Here is a 20,272-nt window from a genome sequence, read left to right as displayed (position 1 = left end):
TTTTACGACAATCGTCAAAAACCCTTGAAAACCTTAAACTTTTAAATTATGTTTTTCTTTTTTAATTCAAGTAACATTTCCTCATGAGTCATAAAATTTCCTTCTTCATATTCACGTTTTGCATTTTCTATTTCTGCCTTTAATCGTATTTTAAAATCTTCTTCCGGCGAAAGTATTTTTACAATAGACAATACTTCATCCGGAGTAAATGATTGGGTTTTCAATTTTCGATAAAATGTTGGGCTTGGAATACCCACTTTTTCAATAATATAGTTTTTTTTATACGGAGATTTATCCATTAAAGATTCAATATTATCTACTATATTCTTATATGCAATTATTTCCTGTATCATAATTGATTGTTTTTAATATCATATTTGATGCAAATATATATCAAAAATGACATACTCAATTTTCTTTAACATAAAAATAAACCCGACAAGTTTTAAAAACCTGTCGGGTTTACTACTCGTACTCGAGATCAATACTATTATTTCTTGGCCGTAAATCTAGGATCAGTTTCCATTACGGTGCCGCAATTATCGCAAGTTCTTAATTCTTCTGAATTGTAGAAATGTTCGAAATGAGGAAGAAAGTCTTTTTCGATATTATGTAATTCAAAAAACACTTCGTATAATTTGTGATTACAGTTGTCGCAATGCCAAAGTAAACCGTCAGTATATCCAAGTCCTGCACGTTTACGCTCTATCACCAATCCTATTGAACCTTCTGAACGAACAGGAGAATGCGGTACTTTTGCAGGATGCAAATACATATCGCCGGCATTTAATTCCATTTCTTTGCGTTGGCCATCTTCCTGAATTACCACTTTAATGCTTCCTTCTAATTGATAAAAAAGTTCTTCGGTTTCGTTATAATGATAATCTTTTCGTGCGTTTGGTCCGGCAACAATCATTACAATATAATCACCGGAATCAATATATAGATTTTTATTTCCAACTGGTGGTTTTAGTAATTGTCGGTTTTCTTCAATCCATTTGGTTAGATTGAACGGTTTTGCTATAGCCATTTTTTTCAGAATTTATGAAAAGCTAAGGTAATGAAAAGTATTCAGTTTACAGTCGCAGTCTCCGTATTCAGACTGAAAACCGGGATCTATTTTATTTCTCGTATGAGGTAAATATAAACCGGAAAATGATCGCTGAAACCTGCTTCTGTTAATGTATTACGCAACGGATATCCTTTATATTTACCCGAAGTTTGAATTAAATACGGTTTATTGAAAATACCTGCTTTCCAAAACTTAAAAGTTGAAAAATCAGGTTCAACCCAAGATTTTGTCATGATAATTTGATCAAATATATCCCAGGAATCACGAAAAGCGAGAGTCCCCAATCCTCTTTCTGCCATTTCTTCAAAGGGATTGTAAACACCAAACTCTGGAACATCAGCTTTTTTTGCTTTTGCTCCTAATTCTATTTTTACACTTTTATTAAAAGGTCCGTCATTTAAATCTCCCATAGTTATAACTTTTGCCATTGGATTTATCTGCTGTAAAGAATCTATTATTTTTCGGTTTAATCTTCCTGCTGCTTCACGAAACGGACTGCTTGCTTTTTCTCCTCCAGATCTCGAAGGCCAGTGATTAACAATAATATGGATTTCTTCATTCTCAAGAAATCCCGTAATTAAAAGCTGGTCTCTGGTAAAAACCCGGTTTTTAGCGACGTTTTTGATTTCAACATCACCTAAATCTTCATTATTGTTTTCCTGAAGAATGGGTTTGTTTTTGAAAATCAGTAATGGAATATTAGAATATGAAGTCGGCCTGAAATATTTTTGTTGATATAAAAGTGCTACATCAATACCGCGTTGGTCAGGTGAGTCAAAATGAATAATTCCGTAATCGTAATCGGCTATTTTTTCTTGTTTTATTAAATCTTCGAGTACACCGCGATTTTCAACTTCAGAACAGCCTATTAATGTAGGTGCATTTGAATTTTCCGGTTTTCCAATTTCTGAAATTACCCTTGAAAGATTTTTAAGTTTTTGTTCGTATTTTTCTTTTGTCCAATGCTGAGCTCCGGTTGGGGTCCATTCGTCATCATTTGTGCTTGCATCATCATAAATATCAAAGAGATTTTCGAAATTGTAAAATGCTGCGGTATGAATAACATATTTTTTAGATTGTGCATTTGAACTAAATATGCCGAAAAAAATCAAATAGAAAGTAAAAATAAGGCGCATATGCTTAATGAATTAAAAAAGCCAATTTATAAAATTTTATACATTTGTAAGAATTTTCTAAATATTTTATTTCCGAATTGCTTTTTTATTTTCAATTTGTCGTGTAACTTGCTGACTCAATTTGTCTCTTCAAAAAATGAAAAAAAACTATTTGTTCTTATTGCTTTCTTTATTCTTTAACTTAGCTTATTCTCAAAATAACATCAGATTTGTTGACAGTATTCGAATAAAATACAACATCCCCGAAGTTGCTTATGCAGTAGTTACTTCTGATTCTATTTTAGAAATAAACGCTTTGGGAAATAAGAGAATTGGAACTGATTTAAAAGCTGATTTATCAGATAAATTCCGTTTGGGTTCTATTACCAAAACAGTAACAAGTTATATCGCTGCTATTTTGGTTAAAGAGGGAAAGATAAATTGGGATACTAAGTTTTTCGACTTATATCCTGAATTGAAAGCAAAGAGCAATCCTGCTGCGTTTAATTTTACTTTAAAAGATTTTATAACTTTTAGAGCCCATATTCCAACTTGGTCTTATGGAAATGAAACTCCAACTCAAAAAGAAATTAAAGGAAATGAGCAGCAGCAACGTTATGAATTTATTGCGTGGTTTTTTAAACAGAATAAAGTAATTTCTGAAAAGCAGGATATATATTGGTCAAACCCCAGTTATGTTGCCGCTGGGCTTATGCTTGAAAAAGCAACGGGCAAAAGTTATGAAACACTAGTAAAAGAATTGGGTCAAAATTTAAACATTGATTTTGGTTTTGGACAACCCAATGTAATGAACATTAACCAGCCTTGGGGACATGATGAAGATTTGAAACCTGAAAAACCAGCTTTAAATTATAAATTAAACTGGCTTTCATCTGCAGGAAACATAAATGTAAGCCTGCCTGATTATTGTAAATTCACACAACTGCATTTGCAAGGCTTATTAGGAAAATCAAAAGTATTTTCGGCTTCGGAATTTGATATGATGCACAATGGTTTACCTGAATTTTCGTTTGGATGGTATTCTGAAACAGATAAAAAAACGGATTTACAATACTCTTTTCATTATGGAAATCCGGGAACTTTTTTAACCAAAGTGTATATTTGTAAAGCTGTCGACAAAGGTTTTATCATTTTTGCAAATATACAATCTGAGGAAGCAGATAAAGGCTTAATGCTTATCTTAGATGAACTAAAAAGAAAATATAAAGGTTAACTATTTAATAAAATTACAATTTAAGGAAAAGGAACTATGAAACTACAACCATTACAAGACATAAAGAAACACTTTACAATTTGTAAACTGGCATTTCTTATTTTTGCTTTCCAATCATTCACCTGTCAATCTCAACAAATCATGATAACACCACCTTATTTACAAAAAGGAGATACTGTTGCTCTTGTGGCAACAGCCAGAAAAAATATTGATGACAATTTAAAACCAACCATAGACTTGCTGAAAAGCTGGGGCATAGAAGCGGTAATTGGAAGCTCAATAGGATTAGATTATCACCAATTAGCAGGAACAGACGAGCAGCGTGCAGCTGATTTCCAAAAGCAGTTAGATAATCCCAATATAAAAGCGATTTGGTGCGTTCGCGGTGGTTATGGGACCGTTAGAATGTTAGATTTATTGGATTTTACAAAATTCAAACAACATCCAAAATGGGTTATTGGTTTTAGTGATGTTACCGTTCTGCACAATCATTTAAACACAATGGGCTATAAATCCATTCATGGTGTTATGCCGGTTACAATTCCGCGTGCAACTCCTGCAGCCATTAGTTCAATGAAATCGAGTTTGTTTGGAGAACCATTATCTTATTCAATTCCTCCTCATCCAATGAACCGATTTGGTCAGGGAACCGGCGAAATAGTAGGCGGTAATCTTTCTATTTTATATAGTTTATTGGGTTCTCCATCAGCAATTGATTGTAAAGACAAGATTTTGTTTATTGAAGATTTGGATGAATATCTGTATCATATCGATCGTATGATGATGAATTTAAGACGTAACGGATGTATTGAGAACTTAAAAGGAATTATGATTGGAGGTATGACCAAAATGAAAGATAATGAAGTGCCTTGGGGCAAAAATGCATTAGAGATCATTGACGATGTTACCAAAAAATACAACATTCCGGTAATTTTCAATTTCCCGGCTGGACATATTCAGGACAATCGTGCTTTAATTATGGGAAGCACAATTTCTATTGATGTAAATGCATCCGGAAGCACGGTTACTTTTCAGAAATAACATTATTTCTTAAGTCCAGAAAAAAATACCACATTATAAAATCTCGCAAAGACGCGAAGTCGCAAAGTTTAAATTTTACTTTGTGACTTCGCGTCTTTGCATGCAAAAAATTTCATCAAAAATTCAAAACCTGAAACAAAAAAATATGGCCGAACACAATGAACTAGGAAAAAAAGGAGAAGAACTTGCTGTAGAATATCTTGAACAAAATGGTTATGAAATTCTGGATCGAAATTGGGTTTTTCAAAAAGCCGAAATAGATATTATCTCTAAAAAAGATAATATTCTGGCAATCGTAGAAGTCAAAACAAGATCAAGTTTAGATTTTGGTTCTCCGCAGGATTTTGTGAAGCCAAAAAAAATACAACTGCTTATTAAGGCAGTAAATGCCTACATAAACTATAGGGAAAAGGATTTTAAAGAAGACTTAAATGTTCGTTTTGACATCATTGCTATCCATAAAAACAGGGAATCATTTGCAATTGAACATCTTACCGATGCTTTTTATCACTTTTAACATAATTTTTTATTGTTATAATTGTAACAAATTGTTTTTTTATTTATCTTTGCAGAGATTTATAACATCAAATTAACTAAACCAACCCAATTAAGTTACAAAAAAAAAAGAAAAAAATTATGAAAACTGTTTCTTCAATCGTCGAAAATTACATCAAAACGAAACCATTTCTGTTAAACGCTTTATCGCTGGGAATTATTAACTTAACTTCTCTTTCTCGGAACATTATGACTGAGTTGGAAAGTGAGTTTGGTAAAGAGGTAAAACAAGGTGCAGTTGTAATGTCTTTAAAAAGGCTTACTGAAGAATTAGATTTTAAATTGAATCACAAAATCAATAAAGTAATTAAAAATATTGGTGAGATTACAGTAAGATCCGAATTGACGGATTATACTTTTGCAGCTTCTGAAACTGTTTTAAACAAACAAGCTGATTTAATTTCTGATATCAATGCATTATCTGATATTTTCTACACCTCATCCCGTGGTGTAAACGAAACTAATATCGTGGTTAGCAGCAGCGTAAATCATTTAGTTGAAAAACACTTTATGAGAGAAAAACTAATTCAGAAATTAGATAATCTGGCTTCGATTACTGTAAAATTACCAAAAGAAAATATTGTTGTTCCTGGTATTTATTACTTCATTTTCCAGCGTTTAGCCTGGGAAGGAATCATCATTAATGAAGTAATTTCTACTTCAAACGAATTTACCATTTTAGTTGGTGAAGATCAGGTTGACGTTGCTTTTAAAGTAATTAAAGACTTGAAAAACTAATTAAAATACATCTAATTTTTAGATCTTATATTATTTCAATTTTGAAAAATCCTTTTGTCTTAGATAAAAGGATTTTTTTGTTATTAACCATACAGATCGTTCGTTTCATATCTGATAAAATAGGAATATTCTCAAATACAAGAACTCAAAATAGTTAATTTTTAAAATTTAAGCCAAAAAGATACCAACTTCATAAAATGCGTTTACTACCGTATTTACTGAGATTTTAGCGATAATGCCTCTAAAAAAACACAAATAAGTTTTTTTTACCACTTTTTTATGAGAATAATATTTTTATATATTTGTTAACCTCTCAAAGCATTAGAGTATCGATTTTTGATAGTATCGTAATATAATTAGATTAAAACAGAAACTAATTAATTTAATGTTGGAAGCCAAAGACTATAGCGAAAAATTATTGGTAAGCGAACTCAAGAATGGCAGCGAAAAAGCATTTCGTTCCTTATTTGATTTGTATTATCAGGATATTTATGGCTACAGTATAAGTTTATTAAAATCGAGAGAAGCTGCAGAAGAAAATGTTCAGGATGTTTTTATGAAGGTATGGCAGCATCGCGACAACCTGAATTTAGAGCAGTCTTTTAAAGCTTATATTTTTACAATCGCCCGAAATCAGGCTTTTAATTTATTGAATAAAGCAGCAAATGATTTGGCGTTGAAAGAAGCCGTTTTTTATGAGAGTCAAAAATCACATGAATACGGAGATTATACGATTCGTGAAGAGGATTGTAAAAAACTCCGAAAACAGGCCATGAAACAATTACCGCCAAAGCGGAAGCAAATTTTTAAAATGTCACGAAAGAAAGGCATGAGTTATGAAGAAATTAGTCAGGAACTCGGCATCTCTATAAATACTGTCAGGAACCAAATGAGCAAAGCATTAGAATCAATGCGGGTCTTTTTTCAAGTTCATGATGAAATTATCTAACCAAAACCACATGTTAACCAATTAAAATCACTCTTTTCGAGTGATTTTTTTTTGCTGATTCTGAATAAAATGGGCTACATTATATTGGTCTAAAACAGGTTTGCACTGGTTTTTTTATTTCTTTTTTCTGCATAATTTTCTTCTATTTACCAAGAAAATTTCCTCAAAATTCGTAATCATTATCAAACATAGCCTGTGGTTTACAACACAGGCTATGTTTGATATGATTGTGGAGAGTCTTCTGAAAAATCGCTTTTAAGGATGAGAATTAAGCACAATTAAAATTCTGTGTAAATTTATTATATCCTTTTAATCTTTAGTAAAAAAACCACATCCTCTTTGAATTTTCACAAAAAAACCTTACCCAAAAACAACATGAAAATCAATAACTTATAAGTTTGAAAATGTTAAAATTTAAAAATTTACAACGTTTGAGTAGTACTCAAATCCTTTTCATCTGTATTATATCAAACCCCTTCAAAAACAATTCGTAATGAATTCAAATTCTGAAATACAATCTCTTTTAGAAAAGTTTGTTTTAAACCAATGTACACCCGAAGAAATTAACGAGGTAGTGGCTTATTACAAAAAAAATCAACTTACTGATGACTTTCCAACTGTAGAAGATATACAGCAGCTTCTTGGTGACATGCCAAAAATGAATAAAAAAACTGCTGATGATATTTTTATGAATATCCTTTCGGCTTCAAAAGAAGAAGAAACTGTAATTGAAATGCCTCAAAAAAAATCAAATTTCAGAAAATATATTTCAATTGCTGCTTCAATTGTGGTTTTGCTGGGAATTGGCTTTTTTTATAAATCAAGTCTTTCAAATAAATCGGCTGAAAAGGAATTCGATTTCAAAAGCTCTGACATTGTATTGCAGTTAGAAAATGGAGATGTTCAGATTATTTCAGAAAAAAATACTGCTCTGGTAAAAGATGCAGACGGGAATATTATAGGAAATCAAAACGGAGACAAAATAGTATATGAAAACAGTTCTAATCCAGAGAAATTAGTTTACAACACAATTAAAATTCCGTACGGAAAAAAATTCCGCCTTCAGTTATCTGATGGAACATTTGTACACTTAAACTCAGGAACTACTTTAAAATATCCTGTAAAATTTATTCCAGGCGAAAATAGACAGATTTTTCTGGATGGTGAAGCTTTTTTTGATGTTGCGAAAGATAAAAAACATCCTTTTATTGTAAATGCCAATAACTTGAATGTACGTGTTTTAGGAACTCATTTTAATGTTTCAAACTATCCTGAAGATGCTTCTACAGATGTTGTTTTGGTTGAAGGATCTGTTGGAATGTATGAGGCAGATAAAGAATTTGATGCCTCAATAAATACGGTTTTAAAACCAGGATTCAAAGGAACTTTCAACAAAGGAAATGCGGCAATTTCGACTAAAGCAGTTATCACTGATATCTATACTTCATGGATAAACGGCGGATTAACCTTTAGAAATATGACGTTTAAAAACATCATTACAAAACTGGAAAGACGCTATAATGTTACAATTGTAAACAAAAATGAGAAATTGGCCAACGAAAAGTTCAATGCAAGTTTTGGAGACGAATCTATTGATAAAGTGATGAGTTATTTCAACGACATTCACGGTATTAATTACACGATAAAAAACGATCAAATACTAATTAAATAACCACTAAAACCAATATAATATATGATGAGATAACATTACGGGAATAAAAAAATCGGAAAGAGCTGCGAACAATTTCCGATTAACTAAGTGATTGAATATAACGAATTAACTACAATCAATTAACAAAATTATGAAAAAAAAATCTAAGAATAATGGGTTCCTATACTCATTGTTCCAAAATGACCTAAAATTGAAACTAACTACACTACTTCTTTTGGTCGCCATGTTTAATATTAGAGGGAATACTTATGCCCAAAAAACAAAAGTTACTCTTGAACTAAACAATTCAACAATCGAAAAGGTTATTGAGACCATTGAGCAAAAAACCGACTTCAGGTTTATCTACAAATTGAACGATATCGACTTAGATCGAACGGTTTCGATTTCAGTAAAAAATCAGTCTATATATGTCGTTTTAGACAAAATTTTTAAAGGAACTCCAACCGAATTTAAAATCAGGGACATGCAAATTATTCTAAAAAAACCAGAACTTAAGACTGAGACCATCAAATTTGAAAAACAAACTGTATCTGGTATTATTACAGACGAAAATGGTCTGCCTTTACCTGGTGCTTCTGTTATTGAAGAAGGTACTAAAAATGGAATGGTAACTGATTTTGACGGAAAATACAAACTTACTGTCGAAAGCAGCCAATCTGTAATTATCGTTTCGTTTGTAGGTTATAAAGAGAAAAAAATTACTGCCGGCCAAGCTGTTATCAACATTCAGCTTTTTCCTGACACTACAGATTTACAGGAAATAGTTGTGGTAGGTTATGGAACCGCTGCTAAAAAAGATGTTACCGGAGCTGTTTCTTCAATTGCTGCAAAAGACATGAATCAGGGTGCGATTGTAAATCCTTTACAATTAATTTCGGGTAAAGCTGCGGGTGTCAATATTACGCAAATAGGCAGTGAACCAGGTTCTGGTCCAAGTGTTCGTATTAGAGGAATTGGTTCTTTAATTGGCGGAAATGACCCTCTGGTAGTTGTAGATGGTATTCAGGGAAATATGGACTTACTAAATCAGGTTCCGCCAAGTGAGATAGAAAGTATTGATGTTTTAAAAGATGCTTCGGCTACCGCGGTTTACGGTTCCAGAGGAGCACCTGGTGTAATCATAGTAACAACAAAAAAGAATAAAGCAGGAAAAACTACTATAGAATATATTGGTTCATCATCCTTAGATTTTATTCCAAAAAAATTAGATATGCTTGGTGCTGACCAATGGTGGAAAACAGCTCAATCTGTAGGTGTGCCGGCTTCATCAAATCATGGTTCAAATACAGACTGGTATGGACTTTTAACACAAACTGGATTAACGCAGACACATACTTTAGCATTTGGCGGAGGAACAGATAAATTTAACTACAGAGCTTCTGTAACTGCTATTTTACAAGATGGTGTTGTAATTAATACCAATAATAAAAAATACATTGGCCGTATTCAGGCAACACAAATGGGACTTGATGATAAATTGAAACTTACTTTTAATTTAACTAATGGTATCATTAACGGAAACAATACTATTGGTGATATTGGAACTGCTGCCTATATGTCTAATTTGATTACAAATGCTTATTTAATGAGACCAACAGATCCTGTTTTAAATCCTGATGGAAGTTATTTTACAGATCCTAATGTGTTTCAATATTTAAATCCTTATGCAGCGGCGCAAACTGTTACAAATGAAAAAGAAGAAGATAATTTATTTGGAAGTCTGAAAGCAGATCTGGATCTGGCGAAAGGATTAACGGCCAGCTGGTTTGGAAGCTGGAGAAAAATGAATGAAATGTATGGCTATTATCTTCCTGCCTCTTCAACAAATGCTTATGCAATTGATCAAAAAGGGTACGCAGACATTCGAAATAAAAAACAAAATGAAAGATTGACAAATGCTAGTTTAACTTACAAAAGAACGTTTGGTATTCACAACATAAATGCACTGGCATTATACGAATGGCAAAATCAAACTTATCAGGGAAATTATGCTAAGGTAAAAGGCTTTATTAGTGATAAAACAACTTACAATGCGCTTCAGCTTGGTGATCTTTCAAAAGTTGCACCCGGTGATATAACATCCTACAAAAATGACAGAACATTGGTATCATTTTTAGGACGCGTAAATTATTCTTTGCTCAGCCGTTATTTATTTACAGGAAGTTTTAGACGAGATGGAGCATCCGTATTTGGATCAAATAACAAATGGGGAGATTTCCCATCGGCATCCTTAGCATGGCAAATAAACAAGGAATCTTTTATGGGAACCCAAAATTTATTTAACGAACTGAAATTACGTGCAGGGTATGGTGTAACAGGAAACCAGCAAGGTCTTCTTCCTCAAAACTCTATTGCTTTAATAGGCGACCGTGGATTAACTTATTTTGGAGGTTCACAAATCACCAACTACGGTGCAAAACAAAATGCTAACCCGGATCTGAAATGGGAAACTAAAAAGCAAACTAATATTGGTCTTGATTTTGCACTTTTTGACAATCGATTAAGAGGAACAATAGATGTATATGATGCAAAAACAGATGATTTATTGCTGGATTATACCTTACCTCAACAAGGAAATGATTACAATTATATAAAAGCGAACGTAGGAAGTATTTCAAACAAAGGATTAGAGATTTCCTTGGCATATGATCTAATCCGAACAGAAAACAGTACACTAACACTATCCGGCAACGCTTCGTTTATGAAAAATGAAGTCCTTAATCTAAACGGAAGATACAACGGGCAGGAATTAACTACTGCCTATGTAGGATGGGGAACAGCAAATTCTTATCTGGTAAAAGGAAAACCAGTTGGAGCATTTTATATTCTGCAGTCTACAGGTGTTGACGGTAATGGAGCAGAAACTGTATTAGATCGCGACGGAAGCGGAGGCCCTATCAATCAGAATGCCGATAGTCCAGACCGTTATTATGCCGGTTCAGCTTTACCAACTTATACATTTGCTTTTAATCCATCTTACCGTTACAAAGATTTTGATATCTCTATGTTATGGAGAGGCTCAGGAGGAAATAAAATTTACAATGCACTTAATCAAAGGCTAAGTATGCTGGAAAACGTTGGTAAATCGAATGTTTTAGAAAGTGCTGTTGACAAAGGAGTTGTTACTTCTACATACGGCTCTGATTTATGGTTAGAAGATGGTTCTTTCATAAGACTAGATAATATTACAGCGGGATACAGCTTCCGTTTTACAGATAAATATGTTGACTCGATTCGACTTTCTCTTACAGGAAATAATTTATGGCTTATTACTAATTATACAGGTATGGATCCTGAATTAAATATAAGCGGAAGTGGTAATCCTACAGACAATTTTGGTGGTGACAAAGGAATTTATCCGCGTACCCGAAGTATTGCATTTGGTTTAACTGTAAAATTTAAATAGTAAAAGAAATGAAAATTAAAAATATAGTATGGGCAGGAAGTATTTGCTTCTTGGCCTTGGTTAGCTGTACAGATGTTAGTGAAACTGTCTACGACCAATATCCTGCAGATGAGTTTTACGCAACTCCCGAAGGAACCAATAGTTTACTGGCAAGCATTTATGCTCAAATACCTGGCGAATTTACCCGAGATAATTATAATGGCGTGGGTTATGCCGGAGCAGATAATGGCTGGTACGACATGAATTGTATGTCATCTGATGAACAAGTTATTCCGCATAGAAATGACGGAAACTGGCAGCAAGATTTTGCCCGCTTGCATAAGCACGAATGGTTACCAACCGAAGGTATTATAAGCAATACCTGGAACTGGTTGTACCGATGTGTTTTTAAAGCCAATTTAGCAATAGAATTACTAGAAAAATCTAATGCCGAAGCCTCAAAGATTGCCGAAGCTAAAGTAACCCGTGCTTTTTTCTATTATTTATTGATTGATGATTTTGGAGATGTTCCTTTTTTTACAGATAACAATACTCCCGCAGATCAAATTCCGCAGACAAGCCGTAAAGAAGTTTATAATTTTATTGTAAAAGAACTTACAGAAAATGCCGAATTACTTTCGAATACCAAAGGAGGAGAATATTACGGAAGATTCAATAAATGGGCCGCTTATACCGTATTAGCAAAAGTTTATCTTAATGCAGAAGTTTATACCGGTGAAGCAAAATGGAATGAATGTTTAGCTGCTTGTAACAAAGTAAGTGAAGGCGGATTTTCTCTTCACTCTGGAGCTGCTGATGCAGCTAACCCGCTTGGTAATAAATATTACGAGCTATTTGGAGATGTTTCACCTCAGGATGAAACTATTTTATCCATCTACGCAACAATCGATGTTTTATCACGTAATGTGTATGCTGTTAGAAGTTTATATGGTGCTCATGGCATAACTGACCTAAAATACAATGGTTGGAATGGCACAATTGTTCCTAAAGGATTCTACCAAAAATATGCTGATACTGATATTCGTAAAAAACAGTTTTTAGCAGGTCCGCAGCCAGGAGGCGTGAATTACACATTAGATGTTCAGTCTATCGATCTTCCGGGAGCAGATCCTCAAGCTGGGGTTCGTAATATTAAATTTTATCCAGCCGGTGCAAATACAGGAGGCGGAGCTTCTAATGATTTTCCAATTTACAGATATGCCGATATCATTTTAATGATCGCAGAGTGTAATGTTCGCTTAGGAAACGCCGGTGCAGCAAAACCTTTTCTTGATGCCGTCAGACAACGTGCCGGATTAGACGGATTAGCAGCCAACCCTACTCTTGATAACATTTATGACGAAAGAGGTTTTGAATTAAACTGGGAAGGACACAGAAGACAGGATATGATTCGTTTCAATAAATTTTTATCAGCTAACGAATTCAGACCTGAATCACCAGCTTTTAGAAAATTGTTTCCAATTCCAACATCTGCTTTAAATACAAACAAAGCATTAAAACAAAATCCTGGCTACCCACAATAAACCAACTATCATGAAAAAATATATCAATAAATTATTCATATTAGGGAGCCTGCTTTTTTTGGGCGTTTCCTGCGAAAGTGAATCTGCCCAAGTAACCACTTTAAAAGCAGCCAGTTTTCCCTCTGAAGTTATTGCTTCTTCAAGCACTATACTACTAACAGAAGATACTGCTGATGACAATGCTGTTCTTTTTTCCTGGCCAAAAGTAACATTTCCTATTGATGCGCCTGTTACCTATGCCCTTCAATTTGATTTAATTGGTGATACCGGCGGCAGCAATGCCTGGCAAAAAGCCCAGCGAGTTGAAGTTGGTGAAGATGTTTTGAGCAAATCATTAAACGGAAGAGACTTAAATAAAATTGCCACAGACCTGGGTCTCGAGCCCGGTGCTGCGGCAAAAATAGTTGTTCGTGTAGAAGCTGTAATGGACAGAAAGATTTATTCTGATTTTATTACAATAGCTATTACACCATATGAAAAAAGCGTTGTTTTTGGCGAAATTTATATGCCGGGAGCATATCAGGGAGAATGGAATGTAGATACAGCGGCCTCTTTAACTGCTATTTCAAAAGGTATTTATCAAGGATATGTTTCTGTAAAACCCGGTTATGGACCAGTATTTAAATTGAATATAGAAAGAAACTGGGCACAATTTTATGGAGCAGGAACTACTAACTATGATTTGAAAAACATGAGTACAGCAGATTTTGCGCTTCCTGGCGAAGGTTCTTATCAAATCAAAGTAAACTTAAATACTTCAAAATGGAGTTTTGTTAATTATGCGTGGGGAATTGTTGGACCAGCTTCAGCAACTGCAGATCAAACTGCTGGTGATGCAAATTATGGATGGAATCACTCTATACCAATGTCATACGATCATCAAACCAAAACATGGAAAGTAACTGCCAATTTATTGCCCGGAGCTTTAAAATTTAGATTGAATGATAACTGGGATGTAAATTATGGTCCTGCAGATCCATCAACCAATACTATTAATAAAGATAATGGCGGTGCTTATACTATTAATGAAGCAGGAACTTACGAAATAACCTATACCATAAACGAAATAGATCCGGCAGTAACAGGATATCCTGCAACCGCATCTTGTACTATCGTTAAAAAATAATCTAACATTGTAATAAAGCTGGATTAGTTTGAGTGATACCTGCCTTTTTTGAGCGAAAGGCAGGTTATCCTAAACTCTCAGCCATTACAACTAAATTTAAAGAAACATGAAATCAAACATAAAAATCGTTTATACATTTCTGCTGGCCATAGCATTTATCTCCTGCAGTTCTTCTGATGACGATAACAAAACGCCAGAATCTCCTTATACACAATATGGAACATCTTTTGAAAAAATGCCCAAAAAAGAAGATGCCATAATTTATCAGGTAAATATTCGTGCTTTTAGTCAGGCCGGAAACTTAAAGGGCGTTCAGGACAGACTCTCTCAGATTCAGGAATTGGGTGCAAATGTCATTTACTTAATGCCTATTTACCCTGTTGGAAAAGAAAGAGCAACTGGCGAATTAGGATCTCCTTATGCCGTTAAAGATTATAAGGCAGTTAATCCTGATTTTGGAACTTTACAAGATCTTCAAACATTAGTTGAAGAAGCACACAAAAAAAACATGGCCGTTGTATTAGACTGGGTTGCCAATCATACAGCGTGGGACAATGCCTGGATTACACAGCATAAAAATTGGTATCAGCAGGATGCAAGCGGCAATATCATCATTCCTCCGGGAACAAATTACAATGATGTGGCACAGTTAGATTTTAATAACATTGAAATGAAAGATGCCATGATCGATGCCATGTCATACTGGGTTTACAACGCTAATATTGACGGTTTCAGATGCGATTATGCTGATTTTGTTCCGAATAATTTCTGGTCAGATGCCATAACAAAGCTTCGAAAAATCAAAAAAAACCAAACTATTTTAATGCTGGCTGAAGGTTCAAAAGTCAACCATTTTACATCCGGTTTTGATTATACTTTTGGATTTAATTTCTTTTATACAATAGAACAGCTTTTCAAAGAAAATAAACCAGCTGCAACCATTCAAAATTCAAATGCAACTGAATATGCAAACAATTACAATCCAGAAAACAGAGTGGTTAGATACACAAGTAATCACGACGTAAACCTTTCTGACGGAACACCTTTAGAACTTTTTGGGGGCAAAAAAGGATCTATCGCCATCTTTGTAGTCGCTGCCTATTTAAAATCGGTTCCAATGATTTATAACGGACAGGAAATTGGTTACGATAAAAGATTAAATTATTTTGCCAAAACACCAATTGACTGGTCGACTGCCGATAATGAAATTCTTGCTGAATACAAAAAAATTATCGCTTTTAGAAACACAAGTAAAGCAATTAAATCAGGAGAATATACCGGCTACAGCAGTGATGCAGTAAGCGCTTTTACTATGGAAAAAGATACAGAGAAAGTTTTTGTACTTTCTAATTTAACCAGTTCTACAGTAAAACATCTTATTCCAAACACTTTAAAAGGAAACTGGAAAGATGCTTTTACCGGAGCTTCAGTCATCGTTGGTTCAGATATAACCCTTCAACCTTTTCAATACGTAATATTGAAAAATTAATACCAATGCAGGTTTAAATAGAATTAGATTTGCAAAAAATTAAATAACATGAATTTTCAATCCCAAAAATCATTGCTTCAAATGCGTTTCAGCAAAAAAACAACGCTTTTATTTTTTGTATTCCTGAGCACATTTTGGCTTCAGGCACAAGAAATAACTTCGCCAGACAAAAATCTTTCTTTAAAATTTGAATTAAAAGAAGGGGGCATTCCTTCTTATCAATTATCATACAAACAGAAACCGGTTATTAAACCAAGTTCTCTAGGTTTAGAGCTTAAAAACAACACTTCGTTTATCGATGGTTTTACCATTACAAACACAGCTCAGTCTTCTGTTGATGAAAATTGGAATCCGGTTTTAGGCGAAGAAAAAACAATTCGCAATCACTATAACGAATTGGTTGTCACATTAGCTCAGGCAAAAAACAACAATAGATTTATCCGTATTCGTTTCCGTTTATTCAACGACGGATTGGGATTTAGATATGAATTTCCTAAACAAAATGACCTGAATTATTTTGTAATAAAAGAAGAGCGCACTGAATTTAATTTGGCTGGAAATCATAAAATTTTCTGGATTCCGGGAGATTATGATACCAACGAATATGCTTATACAACATCAAAGATTTCAGAAATTCCTACTTTGATGAAAAAAGCTACTATTGAAATCAATGCACAACAGCCAATAAAAGAATTGTCTGTACAAACACCTTCAATGATGAAATCTGATGACGGTTTATACATCAACATTCACGAAGCTGGATTAATTAATTATCCTGCCATGTATCTTGAAGTTGATGCTAAAACCAACAAAATGACAAGTCATTTGGCTCCGGATGCCGTTGGTGCAAAAGGCTACATGCAGACTGATGCTCAAACACCTTGGAGAACCATTGTCGTAAGTGATAAAGCAACTGATATTTTAGCTTCAAAATTAATTTTAAACCTTAACGAACCAACAAGTTATAAAGATGTTTCATGGATTAAACCTGTAAAATACATCGGAATTTGGTGGGAATATTTCGTTGCAGGAAGAAGTACGTGGGCTTTCGGGAAAGAAAACAACGTAAAAATGACAGATGATTTTACGAAACTTACTCCAAACGGAAAGCATGGAGCCACAACAGAAAGAGCAAAAGAATACATTGATTTTGCCGCTAAAAATGGCTTTGATGCAATCCTTATCGAAGGCTGGAATATTGGCTGGGAAGACTGGATTGGCAATTGGAAAGAAGACGTTTTTGATTTCGTAACAGCATATCCAGATTTTGATGTAAAAGCAGTTCATGCTTATGCAGCTTCAAAAGGTGTAAAAATTATTATGCACCACGAAACTTCTGGATCTGCAACCAATTACGAACGTCGTTTAGATCGTGCTTTTCAATTTATGAATGATAACGGTTATGATGCTGTAAAAACAGGTTATGTGGGACAAATTATTCCACGTGGCGAACATCATGACGGACAATGGATGGTGAATCATTACATCAACGTTGCGAAACGTGCTGCCGATTATAAAATTATGATCAACAGCCACGAAGCGGTTCGTCCGACGGGATTACACCGTACTTTTCCAAACTGGATTGCTCAGGAATCAGCGCGCGGTACTGAGTTCGAATCGATGGGAGGATTAGCTCCGGATCATACTACAATTTTACCATTTACCCGTTTAATGGGAGGTCCGATGGATTATACTCCTGGAATTTTCCAGACCGACCTTTCCTATTACGGAACAGGAAGTTTACAACGAGTAAACACAACTTTGGTAAAACAATTGGCTTATTATGTAACCATGTACAGTCCGTTGCAAATGGCAGCTGATATTCCGGGGAATTATGAGCGTTTTCCAGATGCATTTCAGTTCATTAAAGAAGTGGCTGTAGATTGGGATAACAGTTACATTTTAGAAGCCGAACCTGGAGATTACATTACAATTGCACGTAAAGCAAAAGGTAAAAACGAGTGGTTTATTGGCGGTATTACAGATGAAAATTCAAGAACAACTAACATTTCTTTTGATTATTTACCTGCAGGAAAAAATTTCGCTGCCACTATTTATGCCGATGCGAAAGAGGCCAATTGGAATCAGAATCCGCAAAAATATACGGTTACCAAAGTTATCGTAAACTCAAAAAGCAAACTGAAGCAATATTTAGCTCCGGGCGGTGGTGTTGCCATCAGTATTATAGAAGGAACTTCTTCAGATTTAAAAGGATTGAAAAAGTTATAATTTTATTACCAAAATGATATACTGATAAACAGTTAATTGCAATTAAACCTCATAATTTAAAAAGCGAAGGAAAATTTCCTTCGCTTTTTTTATATAAAAAATCTATAAATGAGGTTTCCCGTATTGATTACATTATATAATTCCATTTTTTTACACAACAAATCTAATCTCATATATAATGAAAAGAAAATTACTATTAATTACTATTCTCTTAGTCGGAGGATTATTTGTTTCCTGTTCTAATGATGATTCTGGAAATACTGAAAATCCTGTTCTACCAGAAATAAAAGAGCCACTTCCTATTACAATTACAGAACTTACTTCTGATTTTGTAATAAATGGAGAAAATCTAGAACTTAAAGGAACTAATTTTGTTAATAAAGATTATCCAACGAAAGTTTTCATCAATCAAACAGAAGTAGTTCCAAATGAAATTACAAATACCAAAATTTTATTAATTAGCCCTAATGTTAAGACTGGAACAAATACAATAAGGATACAAATCGACAAAGTTAATAGTGTTCCTCTAAACTTTTTTGTTTTAGCAAAAGGCTGGAATAAATTAACTGTTTTAGGCGATGCAACTATCGCTAATTCTACAGTTTTTGACAATAGTCAGACTATCTTTTCATTAGTTAATTGGAGTAATCCCGTAAAATTAGCACCTAAATCTTCTGGCTTTATACAAACTACATTAAATCCCGCTACTAATGAAATGGCATCATTTCAAATGTATGATGAAAAAACAGGTGTTTTCGTTACTGCAACTGAAGCCTTTTTTAGCAATGATAGTTTCAATACAAGTAATAAAATTAATATCGATAATAATTTCAACCCAGTTTCCACTCGTTTAATGATAGGATCTTTAAACAATGATGGATGCCTCCTTTATTCAAGCTTTGGTGCTCATATTTTTACAAAGGATAATGGTGCAACAATTATTAAAAATGAAGCTCCAGATTTTGCAAAAATAAATAAAACAAATGTTTTCACTACAAGATTAGCTGTTCATGCTTTTGGGAAGTCATCATCTAATGGAAAATTCTATCAATTAGGTAAAATTTATGATTTTGTAAAATATGGTTCTACTCTTAAAAATATTGTTATGGAATCTGAAACAGGATACAGTAATTGGGTTGTCAAAGATTCTATTTCTAATGCAGATGGAAATAAATCTGGTTATAAGTTCGTTAATATTAATAAAATTTTATCCGTAGACTATTATAATAAAACATTATTAATGTCTACAGATGTGACTAAAACATGGACTTCAATAAAAACAGATGTATCCAATATATTTCTTAGAACAGAAACTCAATGGTATATACAATCTGGAGATAAAATATTTGTGACTAAAGATTCTGGACTTACGTGGGAATTAGAATTGGAATTACCAGCTGGATCTGTTATAAACAACATATCTTTCTCTAAAACAAAAATTATTGTTTCTGGAAATAAAGGTTTACATTATCTAAAACTAGAATAATCTCATACTAATTATAAAACCAAGAAAGATATATGACAATATCATACGTCTTTCTTGGTTAGATTTTAAAACGAATAATTCAAAGCAATCCCAAAATTACTGTTTAATGTGATATCGTTTTTTATAAGAGCAGGTTTAAAAGCCAGTTTTTCATCTACATTAAATTGTGATAACGCAGCATCGATATTGGCATCGACAATATTTAGAATATAAAAACCAACCATAAATAATGCAGATAAATCGCGGTTTCTTTGAAATACTTTTTGAGCAGCAATTAATCTGCTGTCATCTAATCTAGCCAGGCTTGGCGTTTCACTTGGATTTCCTGCCAGTCTGTTTTTATATTCGTCCCTATACAGATTATATTTCTTTTGATTATCAATATACAAATAAGCACTTGTGCCAATTGCTCCGTATACTAATGGAACTTTCCAGTATTTTTTATTATAGACTTGTCCTAATCCTGGGAGGATTGCTGAATAAAAAGCTGCTTTTGCCGGACGAAGCGGATCAATAGGTTCTGATGTAAGCGTATCTTTTGATATGATTTCTATTTTTTCCTGAGCAAAAATTGAACTTAATCCAAAAAAGAAAAAGAGAAGAATGAATTGATTCTGCATATAAAGTTGGCTTTGAA

General features: G+C 33.6%; 16 protein-coding genes. 12 read left to right on the top strand and 4 right to left on the bottom strand.

Features of this window, described 5'->3' with window-relative positions:
• Nucleotides 1-41: 41 nt before the first annotated feature.
• The 3 genes from L1276_RS08490 to L1276_RS08480 all read right to left on the bottom strand — a co-directional run bounded on the left by L1276_RS08490 (nucleotide 42) and on the right by L1276_RS08480 (nucleotide 2,208).
• Nucleotides 42-353, bottom strand: a complete 312-nt coding sequence (locus L1276_RS08490; protein WP_253786797.1) for a hypothetical protein — start codon at nucleotides 351-353, stop codon at nucleotides 42-44.
• 137 nt (nucleotides 354-490) lie between these two features.
• Nucleotides 491-1,030 (bottom strand): 3-hydroxyanthranilate 3,4-dioxygenase, encoded by a 540-nt coding sequence (locus tag L1276_RS08485; protein WP_253786795.1) that lies wholly within the window; start codon nucleotides 1,028-1,030, stop codon nucleotides 491-493.
• Between the two features lie 86 nt (nucleotides 1,031-1,116).
• Nucleotides 1,117-2,208, bottom strand: coding sequence for an endonuclease/exonuclease/phosphatase family protein (locus L1276_RS08480; RefSeq protein ID WP_253786793.1), 1,092 nt, complete (start codon nucleotides 2,206-2,208; stop codon nucleotides 1,117-1,119).
• A gap of 136 nt (nucleotides 2,209-2,344) precedes the next feature.
• Here L1276_RS08480 and L1276_RS08475 point away from each other — a divergent pair, with 136 nt between their 5' ends.
• From L1276_RS08475 to L1276_RS08420, 12 genes are all read left to right on the top strand, one after another.
• A complete protein-coding gene (locus L1276_RS08475; RefSeq protein ID WP_253786791.1) occupies nucleotides 2,345-3,421 on the top strand; it encodes a serine hydrolase in 1,077 nt (358 codons plus the stop codon).
• 141 nt (nucleotides 3,422-3,562) lie between these two features.
• Nucleotides 3,563-4,462, top strand: coding sequence for an LD-carboxypeptidase (locus tag L1276_RS08470; RefSeq protein ID WP_253786789.1), 900 nt, complete (start codon nucleotides 3,563-3,565; stop codon nucleotides 4,460-4,462).
• 145 nt (nucleotides 4,463-4,607) lie between these two features.
• Nucleotides 4,608-4,979 (top strand): YraN family protein, encoded by a 372-nt coding sequence (locus L1276_RS08465; protein ID WP_253786787.1) that lies wholly within the window; start codon nucleotides 4,608-4,610, stop codon nucleotides 4,977-4,979.
• A gap of 119 nt (nucleotides 4,980-5,098) precedes the next feature.
• The gene (locus L1276_RS08460; RefSeq protein WP_008466087.1) at nucleotides 5,099-5,755 is read left to right on the top strand and encodes a hypothetical protein; all 657 of its coding nucleotides are present in this window, start codon (nucleotides 5,099-5,101) and stop codon (nucleotides 5,753-5,755) included.
• 385 nt (nucleotides 5,756-6,140) lie between these two features.
• On the top strand, nucleotides 6,141-6,704 hold the full coding sequence (locus L1276_RS08455) for an RNA polymerase sigma factor (protein ID WP_253786785.1): 564 nt from the start codon (nucleotides 6,141-6,143) through the stop codon (nucleotides 6,702-6,704).
• Nucleotides 6,705-7,197: 493 nt separating this feature from the next.
• The gene (locus L1276_RS08450; RefSeq protein ID WP_253786783.1) at nucleotides 7,198-8,376 is read left to right on the top strand and encodes a FecR domain-containing protein; all 1,179 of its coding nucleotides are present in this window, start codon (nucleotides 7,198-7,200) and stop codon (nucleotides 8,374-8,376) included.
• Between the two features lie 190 nt (nucleotides 8,377-8,566).
• Nucleotides 8,567-11,782 carry a TonB-dependent receptor gene (locus L1276_RS08445; RefSeq protein ID WP_253786781.1) on the top strand — a complete coding sequence of 1,072 codons (3,216 nt, stop codon included), beginning with the start codon at nucleotides 8,567-8,569 and terminating at the stop codon, nucleotides 11,780-11,782.
• 8 nt (nucleotides 11,783-11,790) lie between these two features.
• Nucleotides 11,791-13,305 (top strand): RagB/SusD family nutrient uptake outer membrane protein, encoded by a 1,515-nt coding sequence (locus tag L1276_RS08440; RefSeq protein ID WP_253786779.1) that lies wholly within the window; start codon nucleotides 11,791-11,793, stop codon nucleotides 13,303-13,305.
• A gap of 10 nt (nucleotides 13,306-13,315) precedes the next feature.
• Entirely contained in the window at nucleotides 13,316-14,431 is a 1,116-nt protein-coding gene (locus tag L1276_RS08435) for a SusE domain-containing protein (RefSeq protein WP_253786777.1), read from the top strand.
• A 106-nt stretch (nucleotides 14,432-14,537) separates the two neighbouring features.
• Nucleotides 14,538-15,920, top strand: coding sequence for an alpha-amylase family glycosyl hydrolase (locus L1276_RS08430; protein WP_253786775.1), 1,383 nt, complete (start codon nucleotides 14,538-14,540; stop codon nucleotides 15,918-15,920).
• An 81-nt stretch (nucleotides 15,921-16,001) separates the two neighbouring features.
• Nucleotides 16,002-18,149: a glycoside hydrolase family 97 protein gene (locus tag L1276_RS08425; RefSeq protein ID WP_253787850.1), complete on the top strand. Its 2,148-nt coding sequence runs from the start codon at nucleotides 16,002-16,004 to the stop codon at nucleotides 18,147-18,149.
• Between the two features lie 178 nt (nucleotides 18,150-18,327).
• Nucleotides 18,328-19,635 carry an IPT/TIG domain-containing protein gene (locus L1276_RS08420; protein WP_253786773.1) on the top strand — a complete coding sequence of 436 codons (1,308 nt, stop codon included), beginning with the start codon at nucleotides 18,328-18,330 and terminating at the stop codon, nucleotides 19,633-19,635.
• A gap of 65 nt (nucleotides 19,636-19,700) precedes the next feature.
• On the opposite strand, the gene L1276_RS08415 is transcribed toward L1276_RS08420, so the two are convergent.
• Nucleotides 19,701-20,255: a DUF5683 domain-containing protein gene (locus L1276_RS08415; protein WP_253786770.1), complete on the bottom strand. Its 555-nt coding sequence runs from the start codon at nucleotides 20,253-20,255 to the stop codon at nucleotides 19,701-19,703.
• Between the last annotated feature and the right edge of the window lie 17 nt (nucleotides 20,256-20,272).

Source organism: Flavobacterium sp. HSC-32F16 (assembly GCF_024171645.1).
Taxonomy (GTDB): domain Bacteria; phylum Bacteroidota; class Bacteroidia; order Flavobacteriales; family Flavobacteriaceae; genus Flavobacterium.
Note: the sequence above shows the minus strand (reverse complement) of the source record. Positions and strands in the feature narration are given on the sequence as shown.